At 71.7% G+C, this 19,601-nt stretch carries 17 protein-coding genes; 11 read left to right on the top strand and 6 right to left on the bottom strand.

Features of this window, described 5'->3' with window-relative positions:
• Window positions 1–29 precede the first annotated feature (29 nt).
• Window positions 30–1,670, top strand: coding sequence for a PucR family transcriptional regulator (locus tag BLT97_RS28800; RefSeq protein WP_093615347.1), 1,641 nt, complete (start codon window positions 30–32; stop codon window positions 1,668–1,670).
• A gap of 92 nt (window positions 1,671–1,762) precedes the next feature.
• Complete coding sequence (locus tag BLT97_RS28795; RefSeq protein WP_093615345.1) at window positions 1,763–2,548, top strand: phosphatase; 786 nt, start codon at window positions 1,763–1,765, stop codon at window positions 2,546–2,548.
• A 121-nt stretch (window positions 2,549–2,669) separates the two neighbouring features.
• Here the strand turns inward: BLT97_RS28795 and BLT97_RS28790 are convergent, their stop codons facing one another.
• Window positions 2,670–3,107 carry a carboxymuconolactone decarboxylase family protein gene (locus BLT97_RS28790; RefSeq protein WP_093615564.1) on the bottom strand — a complete coding sequence of 146 codons (438 nt, stop codon included), beginning with the start codon at window positions 3,105–3,107 and terminating at the stop codon, window positions 2,670–2,672.
• A 149-nt stretch (window positions 3,108–3,256) separates the two neighbouring features.
• Here BLT97_RS28790 and BLT97_RS28785 point away from each other — a divergent pair, with 149 nt between their 5' ends.
• Window positions 3,257–4,171 carry a sigma-70 family RNA polymerase sigma factor gene (locus BLT97_RS28785; RefSeq protein ID WP_093615343.1) on the top strand — a complete coding sequence of 305 codons (915 nt, stop codon included), beginning with the start codon at window positions 3,257–3,259 and terminating at the stop codon, window positions 4,169–4,171.
• A gap of 70 nt (window positions 4,172–4,241) precedes the next feature.
• Here the strand turns inward: BLT97_RS28785 and BLT97_RS28780 are convergent, their stop codons facing one another.
• The 4 genes from BLT97_RS28780 to BLT97_RS28765 all read right to left on the bottom strand — a co-directional run bounded on the left by BLT97_RS28780 (window position 4,242) and on the right by BLT97_RS28765 (window position 8,180).
• On the bottom strand, window positions 4,242–5,186 hold the full coding sequence (locus BLT97_RS28780; protein ID WP_093615341.1) for a cation diffusion facilitator family transporter: 945 nt from the start codon (window positions 5,184–5,186) through the stop codon (window positions 4,242–4,244).
• 73 nt (window positions 5,187–5,259) lie between these two features.
• Complete coding sequence (gene tesB / locus BLT97_RS28775) at window positions 5,260–6,132, bottom strand: acyl-CoA thioesterase II (protein ID WP_093615339.1); 873 nt, start codon at window positions 6,130–6,132, stop codon at window positions 5,260–5,262.
• 22 nt (window positions 6,133–6,154) lie between these two features.
• The gene (locus BLT97_RS28770) at window positions 6,155–7,312 is read right to left on the bottom strand and encodes an acyl-CoA dehydrogenase family protein (RefSeq protein ID WP_093615337.1); all 1,158 of its coding nucleotides are present in this window, start codon (window positions 7,310–7,312) and stop codon (window positions 6,155–6,157) included.
• A 277-nt stretch (window positions 7,313–7,589) separates the two neighbouring features.
• Window positions 7,590–8,180: an SACE_7040 family transcriptional regulator gene (locus BLT97_RS28765; RefSeq protein WP_093615335.1), complete on the bottom strand. Its 591-nt coding sequence runs from the start codon at window positions 8,178–8,180 to the stop codon at window positions 7,590–7,592.
• A 156-nt stretch (window positions 8,181–8,336) separates the two neighbouring features.
• On the opposite strand from BLT97_RS28765, the gene BLT97_RS28760 reads away from it, so the two are divergent.
• The 6 genes from BLT97_RS28760 to BLT97_RS28735 all read left to right on the top strand — a co-directional run bounded on the left by BLT97_RS28760 (window position 8,337) and on the right by BLT97_RS28735 (window position 16,271).
• Window positions 8,337–9,953: a carboxyl transferase domain-containing protein gene (locus tag BLT97_RS28760; RefSeq protein ID WP_093615333.1), complete on the top strand. Its 1,617-nt coding sequence runs from the start codon at window positions 8,337–8,339 to the stop codon at window positions 9,951–9,953.
• Between the two features lie 14 nt (window positions 9,954–9,967).
• Window positions 9,968–12,010, top strand: a complete 2,043-nt coding sequence (locus BLT97_RS28755; protein ID WP_093615331.1) for an acetyl/propionyl/methylcrotonyl-CoA carboxylase subunit alpha — start codon at window positions 9,968–9,970, stop codon at window positions 12,008–12,010.
• Window positions 12,007–12,942 (top strand): hydroxymethylglutaryl-CoA lyase, encoded by a 936-nt coding sequence (locus BLT97_RS28750; RefSeq protein ID WP_093615329.1) that lies wholly within the window; start codon window positions 12,007–12,009, stop codon window positions 12,940–12,942. The genes BLT97_RS28755 and BLT97_RS28750 overlap by 4 nt, the downstream gene beginning before the upstream one ends.
• 27 nt (window positions 12,943–12,969) lie before the next feature.
• Entirely contained in the window at window positions 12,970–14,136 is a 1,167-nt protein-coding gene (locus BLT97_RS28745; protein ID WP_093615327.1) for an acyl-CoA dehydrogenase family protein, read from the top strand.
• A gap of 166 nt (window positions 14,137–14,302) precedes the next feature.
• Window positions 14,303–15,346, top strand: a complete 1,044-nt coding sequence (locus BLT97_RS28740; protein ID WP_093615325.1) for an ABC transporter substrate-binding protein — start codon at window positions 14,303–14,305, stop codon at window positions 15,344–15,346.
• Between the two features lie 88 nt (window positions 15,347–15,434).
• Complete coding sequence (locus BLT97_RS28735) at window positions 15,435–16,271, top strand: siderophore-interacting protein (RefSeq protein WP_093615323.1); 837 nt, start codon at window positions 15,435–15,437, stop codon at window positions 16,269–16,271.
• Window positions 16,272–16,481: 210 nt separating this feature from the next.
• On the opposite strand, the gene BLT97_RS28730 is transcribed toward BLT97_RS28735, so the two are convergent.
• The gene (locus tag BLT97_RS28730; RefSeq protein ID WP_093615321.1) at window positions 16,482–18,065 is read right to left on the bottom strand and encodes a beta-N-acetylhexosaminidase; all 1,584 of its coding nucleotides are present in this window, start codon (window positions 18,063–18,065) and stop codon (window positions 16,482–16,484) included.
• Between the two features lie 209 nt (window positions 18,066–18,274).
• On the opposite strand from BLT97_RS28730, the gene BLT97_RS28725 reads away from it, so the two are divergent.
• Both BLT97_RS28725 and BLT97_RS28720 read left to right on the top strand, forming a co-directional pair.
• Window positions 18,275–19,150: a DUF4429 domain-containing protein gene (locus tag BLT97_RS28725; protein WP_093615319.1), complete on the top strand. Its 876-nt coding sequence runs from the start codon at window positions 18,275–18,277 to the stop codon at window positions 19,148–19,150.
• 177 nt (window positions 19,151–19,327) lie between these two features.
• The gene (locus BLT97_RS28720; RefSeq protein ID WP_093615317.1) at window positions 19,328–19,585 is read left to right on the top strand and encodes a hypothetical protein; all 258 of its coding nucleotides are present in this window, start codon (window positions 19,328–19,330) and stop codon (window positions 19,583–19,585) included.
• Window positions 19,586–19,601: the final 16 nt, after the last annotated feature.

Here is a 19,601-nt window from a genome sequence, read left to right as displayed (position 1 = left end):
GTACGTTTCATCCATTCCAGAGCCCCTCGATGGAGGGAACGTCCACCGTGCCGGACCCCATGGCACCGCCCGCCGCCCCGACGGCCCCGCCCACCCCTCCCATCCCGCTCGCCGCCCTGCTCGCCCGCACCGATCTGGGGCTGCGGCAGGTGGCGGGCCCGGTGGACGCGGACACCGCGGTGCACTGGGTGCACACGAGCGAGATGGCCGACCCGTATCCGTATCTGCTCGGCGGCGAACTGCTCCTGTCGGCCGGGGTGCACGGCACGGATCCGCAGGACGCGGCGCACTACGACCACTACGCGCTGCGGATCGTGCAGGCGGGCGGCGCGGCGCTCGGGTTCGGGATCGCGCCCTTGCACGACCGGGTGCCGCCTCCGCTGATCGAGGCGTGCGACCGCTACGGCCTGCCGCTGCTCGAAGTCGCCCCGAAGACCCCGTTCACGACGGTCGCGCGGGCCGTGTGGCAGCTGATGGCGCAGGCCCGCCACACCGAGCTGCGCCGGGCCGCCGAGGCCCAGCAGGCGCTGGCCGCCGCGGCGGCGCGGCCCGATCCGGTCGCCGCCGTGCTGCGCCAACTCGCGCGCAGGATGGGCGGATACGCGGTGCTGCTGGGTGCGTCCCCGGAGCGCTCCGCGGGCCGCGCACCCGCCGAACCGGTCCGAGCGGCGCTCACCCGCCTCGCGCAGGTGGTCGGTCCCGGGGCGTCCCGGCCCGCGTCGGCGACGGACACGGTGACGGTGACGGAAGCGGACACGGCCGAGGAATCGGATACGGGAGCGAATACAGAAGCGGATACGGGAGCGGATACGGGAGCGGATACGGGAGCCGTCACGGAAGCGGTCGCGCATGGGGAAGCGGCCGGGGCGGAGACGCGGGGCACGACCGCCCACCTCGCCGCGTACGCCCTCGCCGGCGCCCCCGGTCTCGCCCTCGGCGTCGTCACCGGGACCCGCACCCCCGGCGACCACGCCATCGCGGGCGCCGCGGCCGTCCTCCTGTCGCTGCTCACCGCCGAGCACCAGGGCGCGGCCGAGACCCGCCGCAGCGGCGCCCTGGTGCGGCTGCTGCTCGGCGCGCGGGCCGACGAGGTGGCGCCGCTCCTCGGGCCCGCACCCTGGACGGTCGTACGGGCCCGGCCCACCCAAGGGGACGCGGATCCGGGGGCGTTGGCGGCCGCGCTCGGCAGCGCACTCTTCGACCGGGACCGCGAGGGGGTGCGCGTGCTCCTCACCGCGGGCGCCGAACCGGCCGTGCAGGACGGCTGGATCCTCGGTGCGGGCGCGCCCGTGGACCCCGCCGATCTCGCCACCTCGGACGTCCAGGCCCTGCGCGCGCTCGGCCGTGCGGAGGCGACGCGTTCCCCGCTCGTACGGCACGGGGTCCGGCGCTCCGGGCTCGGTGAACTCGTCGCGCCCGCCGACGCGCAGGCGCACGCGGACACGCTGCTCGCTCCCCTGCGCCGGGCGCCGAACGGGCCGGCTCTCGTCGAGACCCTGCGCACCTGGCTCTCGCTGCACGGGAGTTGGGACCGCGCGGCCACCGCGCAGGGCGTCCACCGCAACACGGTCCGCCAGCGCGTGGCCCGCTGCGCGGCGCTTCTGGAGGCGGACCTGGACGATCCGGATGTCCGTATGGAGCTGTGGTTCGCGCTGCGTTCCGCCGGGTGAGCGCGGGGCGCAGGCGTACGGGTGGGACGGGCGGTGCGTCCACCGACCGGGACGCCGCGTCGCCCGCATCCCCCTGAAGGCACAATGAACCCATGCCGATACCCAGCCGCGAAGCCCTCGTCGACCATCTCGTCCGTACGCGTATCGCCGGTGACGTCGCCACACCCCGCGAGAACAACCTCTCCCACTACCGCAGGCTCTCCAACGGCGACCGCCACTACTGGCTGGGAATCGAGCTCGGCGACCGCTGGACCGACGAGCAGGACGTGCTCGCGGTGATGGCCGAGCGGTGCGGGGTGATCGACGATCCTGAGCACCGTTTCGGGCAGGACACCATCGACCCCGAACTGACCGTCGCCGGTCTGGAGCGGATGGCCGCGCGGCTGCGCAAGGCCGCCGCCGCCCAGGAGCGCGTCCTGTTCGCGACCGGCCACCCGGGCTCGCTGCTCGACGTGCACCGCAACACCGCGGAGGCGCTGCGCAGAGCCGGCTGCGAGATCGTCCGGATCCCCGGCGGCCTGGTCGCCGACGAGGGCTATGTCTTCCAGTTCGCCGACGTGGCCGTGTTCGAGCGGGGCGCGAGCATCTGGCACACCCACTCCCCCGAGCCGATGAACGCGATCCTCGACGCCCTGGAGGCCGAGGGCAGTCCGCTGCCCGACCTGGTGGTCGCCGACCACGGCTGGGCGGGGCGCGCGGGCCAGCGCGGGATCGACGCGGTCGGTTACGCGGACTGCAACGACCCGGCGCTCTTCCTCGGCGAGGCCGAGGGAACCGTCCAGGTGACGGTCCCCCTCGACGACCACGTCCTCGACCCGCGGTTCTACGAGCCGATGACCGCGTTCCTGCTGGACGCGGCGGGGCTGGAGCAGGTCTGAGCGGTCTGACGGGTCCGAGCGGTCCGACCGGCCTGACCGGCCCGGGCGTTGTCAGTGGGCGCCGATAGCCTGAAAAGGGGCTCGGCCCCCGGGCGGGAGGGGACTGTTCGGACCCGGCTGCTCACCAGGTCTTCCCGGCCTGCTCCCGCACGCTCCTGTTGATCCGGTTGAAGAAGTTCGTCAGCGAGATCTCCAGGATGAGCGCGGACAGCTGCTCCTCGGTGAAGTGGTCGGCGGCGGCGTCCCAGATCTCGTCGGTGACCCCCTGGGCGCCGTCCTGGATGCGGGTGGCGGCCTCGGTGAGTTCCAGGGCCGCCCGCTCCTCGTCCGTGAAGAACGGCGTCTCGCGCCAGCTCACCACGCTGTGCAGCCGCTCGTCCGTCTCGCCCTGCTGCTTCGCCGCCGTGACACTGGCGTGTACGCAAGGGCTGCACCCGTTGATCTGGCTGGCCCGCAGGTGGACGAGGCTCAGCAGGCCCGGCGCGACACCGCCCGAGTGGATCGCCTTGTAGAGGTGCTTGACCGCGGTGGTGACATCGGGGTTCACCGCGGCCTGCATACGGGGAGTGCGTGCGTCGGTGCGCGGGTCGGCAGGTGCTTCGGTACGTGCGTCGGTACGTGCGTTCATCGGTCTGCTCCTCGAGTGTTACGTCGGCCCGTCCGGGCCCGTCACCCTCCTGACGGAGCAGTCGCGAGGAAGGTGACAACATGGCGGAGCAGAGCGCGGTGGACCCGGTGGGGCACGGCGGTCCGAAGGACCCCGTGGCCGAGGCGTTCGAGGCACAGCGCACGCGGCTGCGCGCCATCGCGCACCGCATGCTCGGCTCGGCGGCCGACGCGGAGGACGTGGTCCAGGAGGCCTGGCTCCGGCTCTCGCGCCAGGACCCGGCCGAGATCCACAACCTCGGCGGCTGGCTGACCACGGTGGTGGGCCGGATCAGCCTCGACGTGCTGCGCTCGCGCCAAGCCCATCCGCTGGCCTCTCTCGACGACGACGGGCGTGAGCTCGTGGTGACCGCCGACGACGGACCCGGGCCCGAGGAGACGGCGGCGCTCGCCGACTCGGTCGGGCTCGCGCTGCTCGTCGTCCTGGAGTCGCTGCGGCCGCACGAGCGGCTCGCGTTCGTGCTGCACGACCTGTTCGCGGTGCCCTTCGACGAGATCGCGCGCATCCTCGGCAAGTCCACCGACGCCACGAAGATGCTCGCGAGCCGTGCCCGCCGCAAGGTGCAGGCGGGCGAGCGTCCGCCGGCCGCGGCGCGTGAACAGCGCGCGGTGGTCGAGGCCTTCCTCGCGGCGGCGCGCGGCGGGGACTTCGACGGGCTGCTCCGGGTCCTCGACCCCGAGGTGAAGCTGACCGCCGACACCCCCGAGGGCCAGGTCGTGGTCATCGGCGCCACCAAGGTCGCGGCCGGGGCGCGGATCGGTGCGATCGAGGGGGTGCTCGGCCGTGCGGTGCTCGTCGACGGGCTGCCCGGCCATCTGGCCTGGCGCGCGGACCGCACCCCGCTCGCGCTGCTCGCGTTCACGGTGGCCGAAGGCCGTATCAAGGAGATCCGCTCCCTCGCGGACCCGGCCCGGCTCGCGGCACTCGATCTGCCGGATCCGGCCGGACAGGGCTGACAGCTCAGCGCCGCACCCGACCGACACCGCGGCCCGGTCAGCAGCTCCGGGCCCGGCTGCGGAGCGAGCCCTACCCCTCCTCCGCCGGCGGCGTCGGGTCGATGAACACCCGCCGTACGGACGGGAACCGGGCCCGCAGCCGGCGTTCCGCCTCCTCACAGGAGCGCTCCACGTCCGCCGCCGAGACCACGTCGCGGAAGTCCGCCTTCGCCGCGATCAGCACCTCGTCCGGACCCTGCACCAGCGTGACGAGGTCGATCACCTCCATCACGTGCGGGACGGCGAGGAGTTCGGCCCGCACCTCCTCGCGCAGAGCCGGCGGCAGCGAGCGCCCGATGAGGAGCTCGGCGTTGCTGCGGCCGAGGGCCCACGCCACCCACACCAGGAGCAGCCCGATCAGGATCGAGGCCGCGCCGTCGTACACCCCGGAGCCGGTGAGCTGACCGCCGAGCAGGCCGCCCGCGGCGAGCGTGAGGCCGACGAGGGCGGCGCTGTCCTCCAGGAACACGGCCTTGACCGCGGTGTCCGGGGTCCAGCGGACGTAGCGCTTCATGCCCACGCGGTGCCGGTCCGCCTCGCCGCGCACCTGGCGCCAGGCGACCCGCAGGGACGAGGCCTCCAGGACGAAGGCGACGGCCAGGACGATGTACGAGACGGTCGGGTCGCCCGGCTCCTCGCCATGGGTGAGCGTGTGGATACCGTCGTACACGGCGAAGACGCCACCGCCCACGAAGGTGGCGACGGCCGCGAGCAGCGCCCAGACGTAGCGGGCGCCGCTGTAGCCGAGCGGGTGGGCCGCGTCGGCCGGTTTCTCGCCGGCCTTCAGGGAGACGAGCAGCATCACCTCGGTGACGGTGTCGGCCACCGAGTGCGCCGCCTCGGAGAGCATCGCGCTCGACCCGCTGATGATCCCGCCGACCGCCTTGGCCACGGCGATGCCGAGGTTGACGCAGACGGCGACGATGACGGTCCCGACCGACTCCGACTGCCCGGCCGGCGCTTCGAGCTCGCTCATGCAGCGACGTTATGTCCGATACGGGACGCACGCGAGGCAAGCACGGCCACGGCGCCCGGCCCGCCCGGAGGACTCAGCGCGGTACCCGGACCACACCTTCCTGGATGACCGAGATCGCGAGCCGCCCGTCCTGGGTGTAGATCCGGGCCTGGCCCAGGCCGCGGCCGCCGGAGGACGAGGGGGACTCCTGGTCGTAGAGGAGCCATTCGTCCGCGCGGAACGGGCGGTGGAACCACATCGCGTGGTCGAGCGAGGCGCCGACCACGTCGCCGACCGTCCAGCCGCCGCGGCCGTGCGCGAGCAGCACCGAGTCGAGCAGGGTCATGTCGGAGACGTACGTGGCCAGGCAGACGTGCAGGAGCGGGTCGTCGTCGAGCTTGCCGCTCGCGCGGAACCACACCTGCGAGCGCGGCTCGCGCGGCTCGCCCACGGTGCCGAACGGCGGCGGGCCCGCGTACCGCAGGTCCACCGCGCCGCGCGCCTTGATCATGCGGTCCACGACGCCCGGGTCGCGGAAGTTGTCCGCGTAGCGCGGCAGCATCTCGGCCGCCGTCGGCAGCGTCTCCGGATCGGGCGCGTCCGGCATCTCCGCCTGGTGCTCCAGGCCTTCCTCGTACGCCTGGAAGGAGGCCGAGAGATGGAAGATCGGCTTGCCGTGCTGGACGGCGACGACCCGGCGCGTGGTGAACGAGCGGCCGTCGCGGATGCGGTCGACCTCGTACACAATGGGCGCGCCCGGGTCGCCGGTGCGCAGGAAGTACGCGTGCAGCGAGTGTGCGTCGCGCCCTTCGGGCACGGTGCGGCCGGCCGCGACCAGAGCCTGGGCGGCGACCTGTCCGCCGAAGACCCGGGGCACGAGCGCGGACCGCGACTGGCCGCGGAAATAGTCCTGCTCGATCTGCTCCAGGTCGAGCAGATCGAGCAGGCGCTGGAGTTCGTCGTTCAAGACGCGAGTCCCGGTGCGGGTCCTAGAGACCCATGTCCTTCGCGATGATCGACTTCATGACCTCGCTGGTGCCGCCGTAGATGCGGTTGACACGGTTGTCCGCGTACAGGCGGGCGATCGGGTACTCGTTCATGAAGCCGTAGCCGCCGTGCAGCTGGAGGCAGCGGTCGATCACGCGGTGCGCGACCTCGGTGCAGAACAGCTTCGCGGAGGCGGCCTCGGCGGGGGTCAGCTCACCGGCGTCCAGGGCCTCCAGGGCGCGGTCGGCGACGGCCTCGGCGGCGTCCACCTCGGCCTGGCAGGCGGCCAGTTCAAACTTGGTGTTCTGGAAGGACGCGACGGGCTTGCCGAAGACGGTGCGCTCCTGCACGTACTCCTTGGCGAACTTGATCGCGGCCTTGGCCTGGGCGTAGGCGCCGAAGGCGATGCCCCAGCGCTCGGACGGCAGGTTCTGGCCGAGGTAGTAGAAGCCCTTGTTCTCCTCGCCGAGCAGGTCCTCGACGGGGACCTCGACGTCGACGAACGCCAGCTCGGCGGTGTCGGAGGTCTTCAGGCCCAGCTTGTCGAGCTTGCGGCCGATGGAGTAGCCCTCGGACTTGGTGTCCACGGCGAACAGGGAGATGCCGAAGCGGCGGTCGTCCTCGCGCGGGGCGGAGGTGCGGGCGCAGACGATCACGCGGTCGGCGTGCACACCGCCGGTGATGAAGGTCTTGGCGCCGTTGAGGATGTAGTGGGTGCCGGCCTCGTTGAGCTTGGCCGTGGTCTTCATGCCGGCGACGTCGGAGCCGGTGCCGGGCTCGGTCATCGCGAGCGCCCACATCTCCTCACCGGAGACGAACTTGGGCAGGTAGCGCTTCTTCTGCTCGTCGGTGGCGAGCAGCTGGATGTACGGGAGACCGAGGAGGACGTGCACCCCGGAGCCGCCGAAGGAGACGCCGGCGCGGGCGGTCTCCTCGTACATGACAGCCTCGTACTTGTGCGAGTCGATGCCGGCGCCGCCGTACTCCTCGGGGACGCGGATGCCGAAGACACCCAGCTCGCCGAGCTTGTAGTAGAAGTCGCGCGGGGCCTGGCCGGCCTCGTACCACTCGTCGTAGACCGGGACGACCTCGTTCTCGATGAAGGCGCGGATCGTCTCGCGGAACGCCTCGTGGTCTTCGTTGAATACGGTGCGGCGCACGGAGGTCTCCTTTTACGTTGACGGGGCGCCCACAATCGTCAAAGGGCCGCACCCTGGCTAAGCGCTTGCTCAGGTTACCGGCCAGTTGGTACGCGCGTCCAGAGATGTGCGTCACGCCCGCGCGTGGGGCGTTTCCAGCCTGCGGCTGCGCGCTGCTCCGTCGCTCCGCGAGGGGTGAGATTTTCGGGGGCTGACGCCCCCGGGCCCCCGGCGCTGCGCCCCGCCCGCGCAGGTCGCCACCGCGCCGCACAGGGGGCAGCCGCCACAGCCGCCCCCCCTACGCCGCCGCCGCCGAAAACGCCCCCAGCGCCAAGCGGTGCAGCAGGTCCGCCATCGCCGCGCGGCCCGGGAGGGCGCCCGGGCGGCTCAGGTGCGGGGTGGAGTTCAGGAGGCCGAAGACCGCGTGTACCGAGGCGCGTGCGTCCGGCTCCGCCAGCGAGGGGTAGACCTTGCGGACCACCTCGACCCACAGCTCCACGTACTGGCGCTGGAGCTGGCGCACCAGCTTGCGGTCGCTGTCGCGCAGGCGGTCCAGCTCGCGGTCGTGCAGGGTGATCAGCGGGCGGTCGTCGAGCGCGAAGTCGATGTGGCCTTCGATGAGCGAGTCCAGCACCTCGGCGGGGGCGCCCGCCGCCTCGGCCACGCGCCGCTTGCCGCCCGTCAGGAGCTGCTCGCTGATGCCGACGAGTAGCTCGGCCAGCATCGCGTCCTTGCCCGCGAAGTGCCGGTACAGACCCGGCCCGCTGATCCCGACGGCGGCCCCTATCTCGTCCACGCCCACCCCGTGGAACCCGCGCTCGGCGAAGAGCCGCGCCGCTTCCTTGAGGATCTGCTCGCGGCGGGTCGCGCCGGCCGTGGTCGTACTCATCGCACCCTCGCCTCGCCCGCGATCCCCCGCGGCCCTCTGGAGTAGTCGCTGCTCATGAAGTCATTGTAGACAGCGTGGTTAGCGCTCGTTAACCTGATGGAAATGGGTTAACGCTCATTAACCACCGTCGGCGGGGAGCAAGGGGGCTTCACGACCATGCAGCAGGCACCCGTACTGGGCAGCGGCGCCGATCCGGCGTCCGAGGCCTGGCGGACGAACGAGGCGGCGCACCGCGCCCTCGTCGAGGAGCTGCGCGACAAGCTCGCGGCGGCCCGGCTCGGCGGCGGCGAGAAGGCCCGCGCCCGCCATGTGGCGCGCGGCAAGCTGCTGCCGCGCGACCGTGTGGACACGCTGCTCGACCCGGGCTCCCCGTTCCTGGAGCTGGCCCCGCTGGCCGCGGACGGTCTGTACGGCGGGGACGCACCGGCCGCCGGGGTGATCGCCGGCATCGGGCGGGTCAGCGGACGCGAGTGCGTGATCGTGGCCAACGACGCCACCGTCAAGGGCGGCACGTACTACCCGATGACGGTGAAGAAGCACCTGCGCGCCCAGGCCGTGGCCCTGGAGAACCGCCTCCCCTGCCTGTACCTGGTCGACTCCGGCGGCGCCTTCCTGCCGATGCAGGACGAGGTCTTCCCCGACCGTGAGCACTTCGGGCGGATCTTCTACAACCAGGCCCGGATGTCCGGCGCCGGCATCCCGCAGATCGCGGCCGTCATGGGCTCGTGCACGGCCGGCGGCGCCTATGTCCCGGCGATGAGCGACGAGGCCGTGATCGTGCGCAATCAGGGCACGATCTTCCTGGGCGGTCCGCCGCTGGTGAAGGCCGCCACCGGTGAGGTGGTGACGGCCGAGGAGCTGGGCGGCGGCGAGGTCCACTCGCGTACGTCGGGTGTGACGGACCACCTCGCCGAGAACGACGCGCACGCGCTGCGGATCGTGCGGAACATCGTCTCCACGCTGCCCGAGCGCGGGCCGCTCCCCTGGTCGGTCGAGCCGGCCGAGGAGCCGAAGGTCGATCCGTACGGGCTCTACGGCGCCGTGCCGGTCGACTCCCGCACCCCGTACGACGTGCGCGAAGTGATCGCGCGGATCGTCGACGGCTCGCGCTTCCAGGAGTTCAAGTCCGAGTTCGGCCAGACCCTCGTCACCGGGTTCGCCCGGATCCACGGGCACCCGGTCGGGATCGTCGCGAACAACGGCATCCTGTTCTCCGAATCCGCCCAGAAGGGCGCCCACTTCATCGAGCTGTGCGACCAGCGCGGCATCCCGCTGCTCTTCCTCCAGAACATCTCGGGCTTCATGGTCGGCCGCGACTACGAGGCGGGCGGCATCGCCAAGCACGGCGCCAAGATGGTCACGGCTGTGGCCTGTACGCGCGTGCCGAAGCTGACCGTCGTGGTCGGCGGCTCGTACGGCGCGGGCAACTACTCGATGTGCGGCCGGGCGTATTCTCCGCGCTTCATGTGGATGTGGCCGAACGCGAAGATCTCCGTGATGGGCGGCGAGCAGGCCGCGTCCGTGCTCGCCACCGTCAAGCGCGACCAGATCGAGGGCCGTGGCGAACAGTGGGCGGCGGAGGCCGAGGACGAGTTCAAGGCCCCGATCCGTGCGCAGTACGAGACGCAGGGGAACGCCTACTACGCGACCGCCCGCCTGTGGGACGACGGGGTCATCGACCCGCTGGAGACCCGCCAGGTGCTCGGTCTCGCCCTGACCGCGTGTGCCAACGCCCCGCTCGGTGAACCCGAGTTCGGCGTCTTCCGGATGTGAGGGGACCCCTGACGATGTTCGACACAGTTCTGGTCGCCAACCGCGGGGAGATCGCGGTCCGCGTGATCCGTACGCTGCGGGCGCTCGGGGTCCGCTCGGTCGCGGTGTTCAGCGACGCGGACGCCGACGCGCGGCATGTGCGCGAGGCCGATACGGCGGTACGGATCGGGCCGCCGCCCGCGGCCGAAAGCTACCTGTCCGTCGAGGCGCTGATCGAGGCGGCCCGGCGCACGGGCGCGCAGGCCGTGCACCCCGGCTACGGCTTCCTCGCCGAGAACGCGGGCTTCGCGCAGGCCTGCGCGGACGCCGGCCTGGTCTTCATCGGACCGCCCGCCGCCGCGATCGACCTGATGGGCGACAAGATCCGCGCCAAGGAGACCGTGAAGGCGGCCGGGGTCCCGGTCGTGCCCGGCTCCTCGGGCAGTGGCCTGAGCGACCCCCAACTGGCCGATGCCGCACGGGAGATCGGCGTCCCGGTCCTGCTCAAGCCCTCGGCCGGCGGCGGCGGCAAGGGCATGCGGCTCGTACGGGATCTCGCGGTCCTCGATGACGAGATCGCCGCGGCCCGGCGCGAGGCCCGCGCCTCCTTCGGCGACGACACCCTCTTGGTGGAGCGCTGGATCGACCGGCCCCGGCACATCGAGATCCAGGTGCTCGCGGACGGCCACGGGAACGTGGTGCACCTCGGCGAGCGCGAGTGCTCCCTCCAGCGCCGCCATCAGAAGATCATCGAGGAGGCGCCCAGCGTGCTCCTCGACTCCGGCACCCGGGCCGCGATGGGCGAGGCGGCCGTGCAGGCCGCGCGCTCCTGCGGCTACTCGGGCGCGGGCACGGTGGAGTTCATCGTGCCGGGCGGCGACCCCTCCGCGTACTACTTCATGGAGATGAACACCCGCCTCCAGGTGGAGCACCCGGTCACCGAGCTGATCACCGGCATCGACCTGGTGGAGTGGCAGCTCAGGGTCGCCTCCGGCGAGCAACTCCCCTTCGCCCAGGACGACATCACGCTCACCGGGCACGCGATCGAGGGCCGCATCTGCGCGGAGGACCCGGCCCGCGGTTTCCTGCCCTCCGGCGGTACGGTCCTGAGCCTCCACGAGCCGCAGGGTGCGGGCGTGCGCACCGACTCGGGCCTGTCCGAAGGCACCGAGGTCGGCAGCCTCTACGACCCGATGCTGTCCAAGGTCATCGCGTACGGGCCCGACCGCGCGAGCGCCCTGCGCAAGCTCAGGAGCGCCCTCGCGGACACCGTGACGCTGGGCGTGCAGACCAACGCCGGGTTCCTGCGGCGGCTGCTCGCCCATCCGGACGTGGTCAGCGGGGACATGGACACGGGCCTCGTGGAGCGGGACGTGGACTCCCTTGTCGACGCTTCCGTGCCCGCCGCGGTGTACGCGGCTGCGGCGCTGCTGCGGCACAGCACGCTCGCGCCGGCCGGGAGCGGCTGGACCGACCCCTTCTCCGTGCCCAGCGGCTGGCGCATGGGCGGCCGGGCGGCCTGGACCGAGCACGCCGTGCGCGTGCCCGGACAAAACCCCGTGACGGTCGGCGTCCGCGCCACCGGACCGGGCGCGGGCGGCGGGCAGGTCGTGGGCGGCGTCGAGGTGCGGATCACGCGCGCCGACGCCCCGCCCGGCGAGCCCGTGCCCGCCCGTCTGACCGCCCGCACCGCCACCGGCCTCACCCTCGAACTCGCGGGCCTCACCCACACGTTCACGCACGCCACGGGCCCCGAGGGCACCTGGCTCGGGCTCGACGGCGACAGCTGGCACGTACAGGACCACGACCCCGTCGAGGCGGAGCTGACCGGCGCCGCGCACGCGGGCGCCGACGCCCTCACCGCCCCCATGCCCGGCACCGTCACCGTCGTGAAGGTGGCCGTCGGCGAGGAGGTGGCCGCGGGGCAGAGCCTGCTGGTGGTCGAGGCGATGAAGATGGAGCACGTCATCGCCGCCCCGCACGCCGGCACCGTCACCGCACTCGATGCCACACCCGGCGCCACAGTCGCGATGGACCAGGTCCTCGCGGTGGTCGCGCCCGCGGAGGAGGTCTCATGAGCACCCTGCCCATGGTCGTCCCGGCCCAGGGGCTCCCGCCCCGCGTCCGTATCCACGAAGTCGGCGCACGGGACGGACTCCAGAACGAGAAGGCGACCGTACCGACCGGGATCAAGGCGGAGTTCATCCGCCGCCTCGCCGCCGCGGGCCTCACCACCGTCGAGGCCACCAGCTTCGTGCACCCCAAGTGGGTGCCCCAACTGGCCGATGCGGAAGAGCTGTTCCCGCAGATCAGCGGGATCGAGGGCGTGGACCTGCCGGTGCTCGTGCCCAACGAGCGGGGCCTCGACCGCGCGCTCGGCCTCGGCGCGCGCCGTATCGCCGTCTTCGGCTCGGCCACCGAGACCTTCGCGCAGAAGAACCTCAACCGTTCGGTCGCCGAGTCCCTCGCCATGTTCGAGCCGGTCGTCGCCCGCGCGAAGGAGGCCGGGGTGCACGTCCGCGGCTATCTGTCGATGTGCTTCGGCGACCCGTGGGAAGGGGCCGTCCCCGTCCCCCAAGTCGTGCGTACGGCCAAGGCGTTGCTGGACCTCGGCTGCGACGAGCTGAGCCTCGGCGACACCATCGGCGTGGCCACCCCCGGCCACGTACAGGCGCTGCTCTCCGCACTGAACGAGGAGAGCGTTCCCACCGGCACGATCGGGGTGCACTTCCACGACACGTACGGACAGGCGCTCTCCAACACCCTCGCCGCGCTCCAGCACGGCGTCACCACGGTGGACGCGTCCGCGGGCGGCCTCGGCGGCTGCCCGTACGCGAAGAGCGCCACCGGCAATCTCGCCACCGAGGATCTCGTGTGGATGCTCGACGGCCTCGGCATCGAGACCGGGGTCGACCTGGCCGCGCTCACCGCCACAAGCGTGTGGCTGGCCGAACAGCTGGGCCGTCCCAGCCCTTCCCGCACCGTCCGCGCGCTCGCCCACAAGGACTGAGCCCGTCCCCCGTAAGGAGTGTCCGGGATGCCCCTGGACCACCGGCTTTCCGCCGAACACGAAGAACTGCGCCGTACGGTCGAGGAGTTCGCCCACGACGTCGTGGCGCCCAAGATCGGCGACTTCTACGAGCGCCACGAGTTCCCGTACGAGATCGTCCGCGAGATGGGCCGCATGGGCCTGTTCGGGCTGCCGTTCCCCGAGGAGTACGGCGGCATGGGCGGCGACTATCTCGCGCTCGGGATCGCCCTGGAGGAGCTGGCCCGCGTCGACTCCTCCGTCGCGATCACGCTGGAGGCCGGGGTCTCGCTCGGTGCGATGCCCTTGCATCTGTACGGCACCGAGGAGCAGAAGCAGCAGTGGCTGCCGAAGCTGTGCAGCGGCGAGATGCTGGGCGCGTTCGGGCTCACCGAGCCGGGCGCGGGCTCGGACGCGGGCGGCACGCGGACGACGGCGGTGCTCGACGAGGCCACCGACGAGTGGGTGATCAACGGCACCAAGTGCTTCATCACCAACTCCGGTACGGACATCACGGGTCTGGTGACGGTGACGGCCGTGACGGGTCGCAGCGAGTCCGGGAAGCCGCAGATCAGCTCCATCATCGTCCCGTCCGGCACCCCGGGCTTCACGGTCGCGGCCCCGTACTCGAAGGTCGGCTGGAACGCCTCGGACACCCGCGAGCTCTCCTTCGCCGACGTCCGCGTCCCGCGCGCCAACCTGCTCGGCGAACTCGGCCGCGGCTACGCCCAGTTCCTGCGCATCCTCGACGAGGGCCGGATCGCCATCTCGGCGCTCGCGACCGGGCTCGCGCAGGGCTGTGTGGACGAGTCGGTGAAGTACGCCAAGGAGCGGCACGCGTTCGGGAAGCCGATCGGCGCGAACCAGTCGATCCAGTTCAAGCTCGCCGACATGGAGATGAAGGCGCACACGGCCCGACTCGCCTGGCGCGACGCGGCCTCGCGGCTCGTGCACGGGGAGCCGTTCAAGAAGGAGGCGGCGCTCGCCAAGCTCTACTCGTCGACGATTGCCGTGGACAACGCGCGCGAGGCCACGCAGATCCACGGCGGCTACGGGTTCATGAACGAGTTCCCGGTGGCCCGCATGTGGCGCGACTCCAAGATCCTGGAGATCGGCGAGGGCACGAGCGAGGTGCAGCGGATGCTGATCGCGCGGGAGCTGGGGCTGACGGGCTGAGGTCGCGCGCACGGACGGACTGAAGCCCCGCGCACCGACCGGCTGAAGTCCCGCGCACGGTACGGAGGGGGCGGGGCGGACCACTCGTAAGGTTAGGTTAACCTAAGGCCAAGATCCGGCCAGTGGACCGTCCCGCCCTGACCCGTACGCCAGAAAGCAGCCCGACATGTCGCACGCCCGCACCCCCGCCCAGCTCACCCGCCGCGGTCTGCTCGCCGCCGGTGGCGCCCTCGGCCTCGGCGCCGTCCTGGCCGCCTGCGGTGACGACAAGGGCGGCGAGAAGTCCTCGTCTTCCGGCACCGGCGCTTCCGGTTCCTTCGCCTTCAAGGACGACCGCGGCACCGAGGTGAAGTCCGACAAGAAGCCGGCGAACATCGTCGCCTTCACCGGCACCGCCGCCGCCCTCTTCGACTACGGGATCCAGGTCAAGGGCGTGTTCGGCCCGACGAAGACCGCCGACGGCAAGCCCGACGTGCAGGCCGGCGACATGGACGTCAGCAAGGTCGAGATCCTCGGCAACGCCTGGGACAAGTTCAGCGTCGAGAAGTACGCGGCCCTGAACCCGGACCTCCTCGTCACCGACATGTGGATCAAGGACCAGGGCTGGTACATCACCGGCACCGCCGCCGAGAAGAAGATCCTGGACCTGAAGGTCCCCTCGGTCTACCTGTGGGCCGCCGAGACCACCATGGACAAGGCGCTCGCCCGCCGCGTGGACCTCGCCAAGGCGCTGGGTGCCGACACCTCGGCCAAGAAGGTCACCGACGCCAAGGCCGCCTTCGAGAAGGCCGCGGCCCGGCTGCGCGCGGCCACCAAGGCCAACCCCGGCATCAAGGTCATGATCGGCTCGGGCTCCGCCGACCTCTTCTACGTGACCCTCGCCAAGACGGCCGCGGACACCGCGTACTTCGAGTCCCTCGGCGTGGAGTTCGTGCAGCCGAAGGTCAATGCGCAGGGCTTCTTCGAGGAGCTGTCCTGGGAGAACGTCGACAAGTACAAGGCCGACGTGATCATGATGGACAACCGCACGGGCACCCTCCAGCCGGCCGACCTGGACAAGTCCAAGCCGACCTGGAAGCAGCTGCCCGCGGTCAAGGCCGGCCAGGTCATCCCGCGCGTGACCGAGCCGATCTACTCGTACGCGAAGTGCACCCCGATCCTCGAGGACCTGGCGCAGGCGATCGAGAACGCGAAGAAGGTGGCGTCGTGAGCGACGCACGCGCGGCAGCCAGGCCGCAGACGGCAACGAAACCCGCACCTCTGCGCCGCGCGGGCGGAGAAGCGAACAAGGAGACTCAGTGACCTTTCGCCTCTTCGGACTCGAGGTCATACGGACCGAGCGTCTGTCGCCCTCCCTGGCGCGTGTCACCTTCGTCGGATACGGCGAGGACGCGGGCCTGACCGGGTTCCACTCGGGCGGCCGCGACCAGAGCTGCTCGATCTTCCTGCCGCAGCCCGGCCAGTCGGAGCCGGTGCTGCCGCCCGAACAGGAGCCGGGCGCCTGGTATTTGGCGTACCGCTCCATGCCCGACGAGGAGCGCGCGGTGATGCGCTCGTACACCGTGCGCGCCCAGCGTCCCGAGGCCGGCGAGGTGGACATCGACTTCGCGCTGCACGCGGACGGCGGTCCGGCCTGCGTGTGGGCCGAGAAGGCCGCGCCCGGCGACCGCGTGAAGGTGCTCGGTCCGGCGGACGCGGACAACACGGGCGTACGGTTCCAGCTGCCCGAGGCGGCGCCCTGGGTGTTCCTGTGGGCGGACGAGACGGCCCTGCCGGCCGCTTCCGCGATCCTGGAGACGCTGCCGGCCGGTCTGCCGGTCCGCGCCTTCTTCGAAGTCCCGTACGCCGCCGATGAGTTGACCCCGAGAACGGCCGCGGACCTGAAGGCCACCTGGCTGGCGCGCGAGAACGGCGAAAAGGCCCTGGACGCGATCCGCGCGGCCGAGCTGCCCGCGGAGGCGCCCTATGTGTGGCTCGCGGGTGAGGCCGGCGCAATGAAGCTGATCCGCCGCCACCTCCTCAACGACCGCGGCTACGACCGCCGTTCGGTCTCCTTCACCGGCTACTGGCGCCAGGGCGCCAGCGAGGACCGGCTGCGCGACGAGGCGGCGGCGGGCGTCACCGAGGAGGACTGACGCACGCCGGCACGTCAGACTCCGGCACCTCAGCACGCCTGCACCTCAGCACTCCGGCGCCCCGGGAGACGGTCCTCCCGGGGCGCCGGTATGCGCTCGGGGCGCCGGGCGTGTGTGCGGGGCACCTCTGATGTCAGTGGGGGCCGATAGCCTTGAGGGGCTGGTGCGGCCCCCGGGCGGGAGGGGTATGTCCCGCACCCGGCACAGGACTCACCCCGCAGGCCAAGGCACCTTCGGCGACTTGTAATAGTCCATCCCCAGCGCCTCCCAGCGCGCGCCCTGCGCGGCGATCCGCACCTTGTACGTGTCCCAGTCGTGCGTGGACGCCGGCGACCAGCCGAGCTCGGCGATCCCGGGCAGCCGCGGGAACGCCATGTACTCGAGGTGCTCGCTGGTCGAGAGCGTCTCGGTCCACATCGGCGCCTCCACGCCGAGGATGGAGGACTCGGGCGCCCCGGTCAGATACGCGCCCGGGTCCCAGTCGTAGGACCGGTCCACCTCCACGAAGCCCGCCCAGGCGAGCCCGAGCTTCGTGTCCTTCGTGTACTTGTGGTCGACATACGCGCGGTCCGCCGGCGAGAGCACCAACTGCGTGCCCCTCTTCGCCGCCGCCACGACCTGGTCCCGCTCGGCCTGCCCGGTCCGGTCGTAGCCCCAGTACTGGGCGACCGCACCCTTGGCCGGGTTCGCCCCGGTCAGCTGGTGCCAGCCCATCACGGTCTTCCCGTACTTGGCGACCACCGGCTGCACCCGGTCCATGAACGTCACGTAGTCCTCGTGCGAGGTCGAGTGCGCCTCGTCGCCGCCGATGTGGATATAGCGGCCGGGGGTGAGCGCGGCGATCTCCCGGATCACGTCGTCCACGAAGTCGTACGTGACCTTCTTCGGCACGCACAGCGAGCTGAAGCCCACCTCGATGCCCGTGTAGAGCGGCGGGGCCACCCCGTCGCAGTTGAGTTCGGCGTACGAGGCGAGGGCCGCGTTGGTGTGGCCCGGCATGTCGATCTCCGGGATCACCTCCAGGTAGCGCTCACCGGCGTACCGCACGATCTCCTTGTACTGCTCCTTGGTGTAGTAGCCGCCGGGTCCCCCGCCCACCTGCGTGGACCCGCCGTACTCGGCGAGCCGCGGCCAGGAGTCGATCGCGATCCGCCAGCCCTGGTCGTCGCTGAGGTGCAGATGCAGCTTGTTCACCTTGTACAGCGCCATCTGGTCGATGTAGCGCTTGACCTGGTCGACGGTGAAGAAGTGCCGTGACACATCGAGCATGGCCCCGCGGTACGCGAACCGCGGACGGTCCTCGATGCGGCCACCCGCGACCTGCCAGGGGCCCTTCTGCGCGCTGTCCGCCTCGATCCGCGGCGGCAGTTGCTGGCGCAGCGTCTGCACTCCGCGGAACAGTCCCGCGGGCTGGTGCGCGGTGATGGTGACGCCGCGCGGCCCGGACGCGAGCCGGTACCCCTCGGCGCCCAGGTCCTTCGCGCCGCGCGCGAGGTCGAGCCGGATGCCGCCGCGGCCGCGGTCGTCGGTGACCGGCAGCCGGTATCCGGTGGAGGGCCGCAGGATGCGCGCCAGTTGCTCACCGATCCGCCGCACCTCGCGGGAGTCATCGGGGACGCGGATGGCCGTCCGTGCGGTGATCTCGTACGGGGATCCGCCGGCGTCGACCTCCGCGGGCGCGGGGACGACCTGGCCGAGCGGGGTGAGGGCAGGCCCGGCCTTCGCCTCGCCGGTGGGCGCGGCCCCGACGCAGGAGATGCCGACCGCGGCGACGAGCAGCAGCGAGCCGAGCATGCGGGAGGTGGTCCATTGCAGTCTCACAAGCCTGTTCCCTTCGAGGGGTGTGGTCCAGTCCTGTGTGCAGACGAACGGTCACCATCCGTACCGCGCCTCACTCGGGCGGTCAAGGTGTAGACCAATTCGCGGCGTGGCGCGCCCGGTTCGGCTACGCCGGGTCCGGCACCCTTCCCCCACCTCAGGCCGCTGATGCCAGAATCAGGAGCATGGCGGAAATCATCCAGCGCGACGGCACGTGGACCTTCGACGGCGACACCCTCCGGCTCGTGCCAGGACACGACAAGAACGTCGGTCTGCTCCGCAAGACGCTGGGTGAACTGGAGGTCCCCATACGGGCGGTGGCCGGCATCTCCTTCGAGCAGGGCAAGAAGCAGGGCCGCCTCCGGTTGCGGCTGCGCGAGGGCGCCGACCCGCTGACCCAGGTCTCCGGCGGCAAGCTGGCGGACGCCACGGACCCGTACCACCTGACCGTGGAGTCCGACCGCTACGGCGTCGCGGAGTACTTCGTGGACGAGGTGCGCAACGCGCTGCTTCTGGAGCAGGTCCCGGCCGACCCGTGCACCGAGTACCTCCTGACCGGCCCCTCCGTCCCGCTCTCGGTGAGCGCCGGCGACGGCACCGCGAGCTTCGACGGCGAGCGCGTCCGCCTGGAGTGGAAGTGGAACACCGAGGAGGCCAAGGCCGCCTCCGGCACCCGCACCCTCGCCCTGGAGGACATCGAGTCCGTCGAGTGGCAGCCCTCGGCCGGCCTGGAGAACGGCTACCTCCGCTTCAAGGTGAGGAACGCCTCGACGAAGGCCCCGCCGAAGTACGACCCCAACGCCATCGAACTGTGGGGCTTCAAGAAAGACCCGCTGATGGCCCTGGTCGCCGCCGCCGTCCAGGCCCGCCTCCCCCACCCGGCCCAGACCCCCGCACCCGCGGACCAGCCGAAGGCCCTCACCCCGGCCCCCGCCCCCGCGGGCGACGACCCCGACGCCCTGCTGCGCCGCCTGCGCGAACTGGGTGAACTTCACCAGGCCGGGATCCTCACGGACGAGGAGTTCACGATGGCCAAGCAGGCTGTTCTGAAGCGGCTGTAACTCAGCCCAACCAAGCCCGGCCGGCGTTTGAGGCCATCCGACCGGAGGTCGGATGCGGGGGCCCGGGGGCGAGGCCCCCGGTTTCGGGAAGGGGCGGGGAGGGGAAAACATCCACCCCCTGCCCGAAACCGGGCAGGATTCTTGCAAAGCGAAGCCCCGATCCCCCAGGATCATCCAATGCACGACGACCTCGTTGATCACCTCACACGCAGCACCCCGCTCCAGCGGGGCGAAGCACTGCGGGTGATCCAGGACGTGCTCGCCTACTTCGACGAGACGACAGAAGACTTCGTCCGTCGCCGCCACCGCGAACTCCAGAGTCAGGGCCTGGTGAACGCGGCGATCTTCGAACAGATCTCGGCAGACCTGAAATACCGCGCGGTCGCACCTCCGGAGCTCTCGCTCCGCCAGCTGCGCCGCCTCGTCTACGGCTAGACGACACCACTCGACC

Source organism: Streptomyces indicus (genome assembly GCF_900100315.1).
In the GTDB taxonomy this organism is placed as follows: Bacteria; Actinomycetota; Actinomycetes; order Streptomycetales; family Streptomycetaceae; genus Streptomyces; species Streptomyces indicus.
This window is presented reverse-complemented; position numbering and strand designations above follow the sequence as displayed.

Excerpts from the sequence above, each read along its gene's own strand:
- BLT97_RS28800 (WP_093615347.1), top strand. The coding sequence starts at position 30 with ATGGAGGGAACGTCCACCGTGCCGGACCCCATGGCACCGCCCGCCGCC.
- BLT97_RS28795 (WP_093615345.1), top strand. The coding sequence starts at position 1,763 with ATGCCGATACCCAGCCGCGAAGCCCTCGTCGACCATCTCGTCCGTACG.
- BLT97_RS28790 (WP_093615564.1), bottom strand. The coding sequence starts at position 3,107 with ATGCAGGCCGCGGTGAACCCCGATGTCACCACCGCGGTCAAGCACCTC.
- BLT97_RS28785 (WP_093615343.1), top strand. The coding sequence starts at position 3,257 with ATGGCGGAGCAGAGCGCGGTGGACCCGGTGGGGCACGGCGGTCCGAAG.
- BLT97_RS28780 (WP_093615341.1), bottom strand. The coding sequence starts at position 5,186 with ATGAGCGAGCTCGAAGCGCCGGCCGGGCAGTCGGAGTCGGTCGGGACC.
- BLT97_RS28765 (WP_093615335.1), bottom strand. The coding sequence starts at position 8,180 with ATGAGTACGACCACGGCCGGCGCGACCCGCCGCGAGCAGATCCTCAAG.
- BLT97_RS28760 (WP_093615333.1), top strand. The coding sequence starts at position 8,337 with ATGCAGCAGGCACCCGTACTGGGCAGCGGCGCCGATCCGGCGTCCGAG.
- BLT97_RS28755 (WP_093615331.1), top strand. The coding sequence starts at position 9,968 with ATGTTCGACACAGTTCTGGTCGCCAACCGCGGGGAGATCGCGGTCCGC.
- BLT97_RS28750 (WP_093615329.1), top strand. The coding sequence starts at position 12,007 with ATGAGCACCCTGCCCATGGTCGTCCCGGCCCAGGGGCTCCCGCCCCGC.
- BLT97_RS28745 (WP_093615327.1), top strand. The coding sequence starts at position 12,970 with ATGCCCCTGGACCACCGGCTTTCCGCCGAACACGAAGAACTGCGCCGT.
- BLT97_RS28740 (WP_093615325.1), top strand. The coding sequence starts at position 14,303 with ATGTCGCACGCCCGCACCCCCGCCCAGCTCACCCGCCGCGGTCTGCTC.
- BLT97_RS28730 (WP_093615321.1), bottom strand. The coding sequence starts at position 18,065 with ATGCTCGGCTCGCTGCTGCTCGTCGCCGCGGTCGGCATCTCCTGCGTC.
- BLT97_RS28725 (WP_093615319.1), top strand. The coding sequence starts at position 18,275 with ATGGCGGAAATCATCCAGCGCGACGGCACGTGGACCTTCGACGGCGAC.
- BLT97_RS28720 (WP_093615317.1), top strand. The coding sequence starts at position 19,328 with ATGCACGACGACCTCGTTGATCACCTCACACGCAGCACCCCGCTCCAG.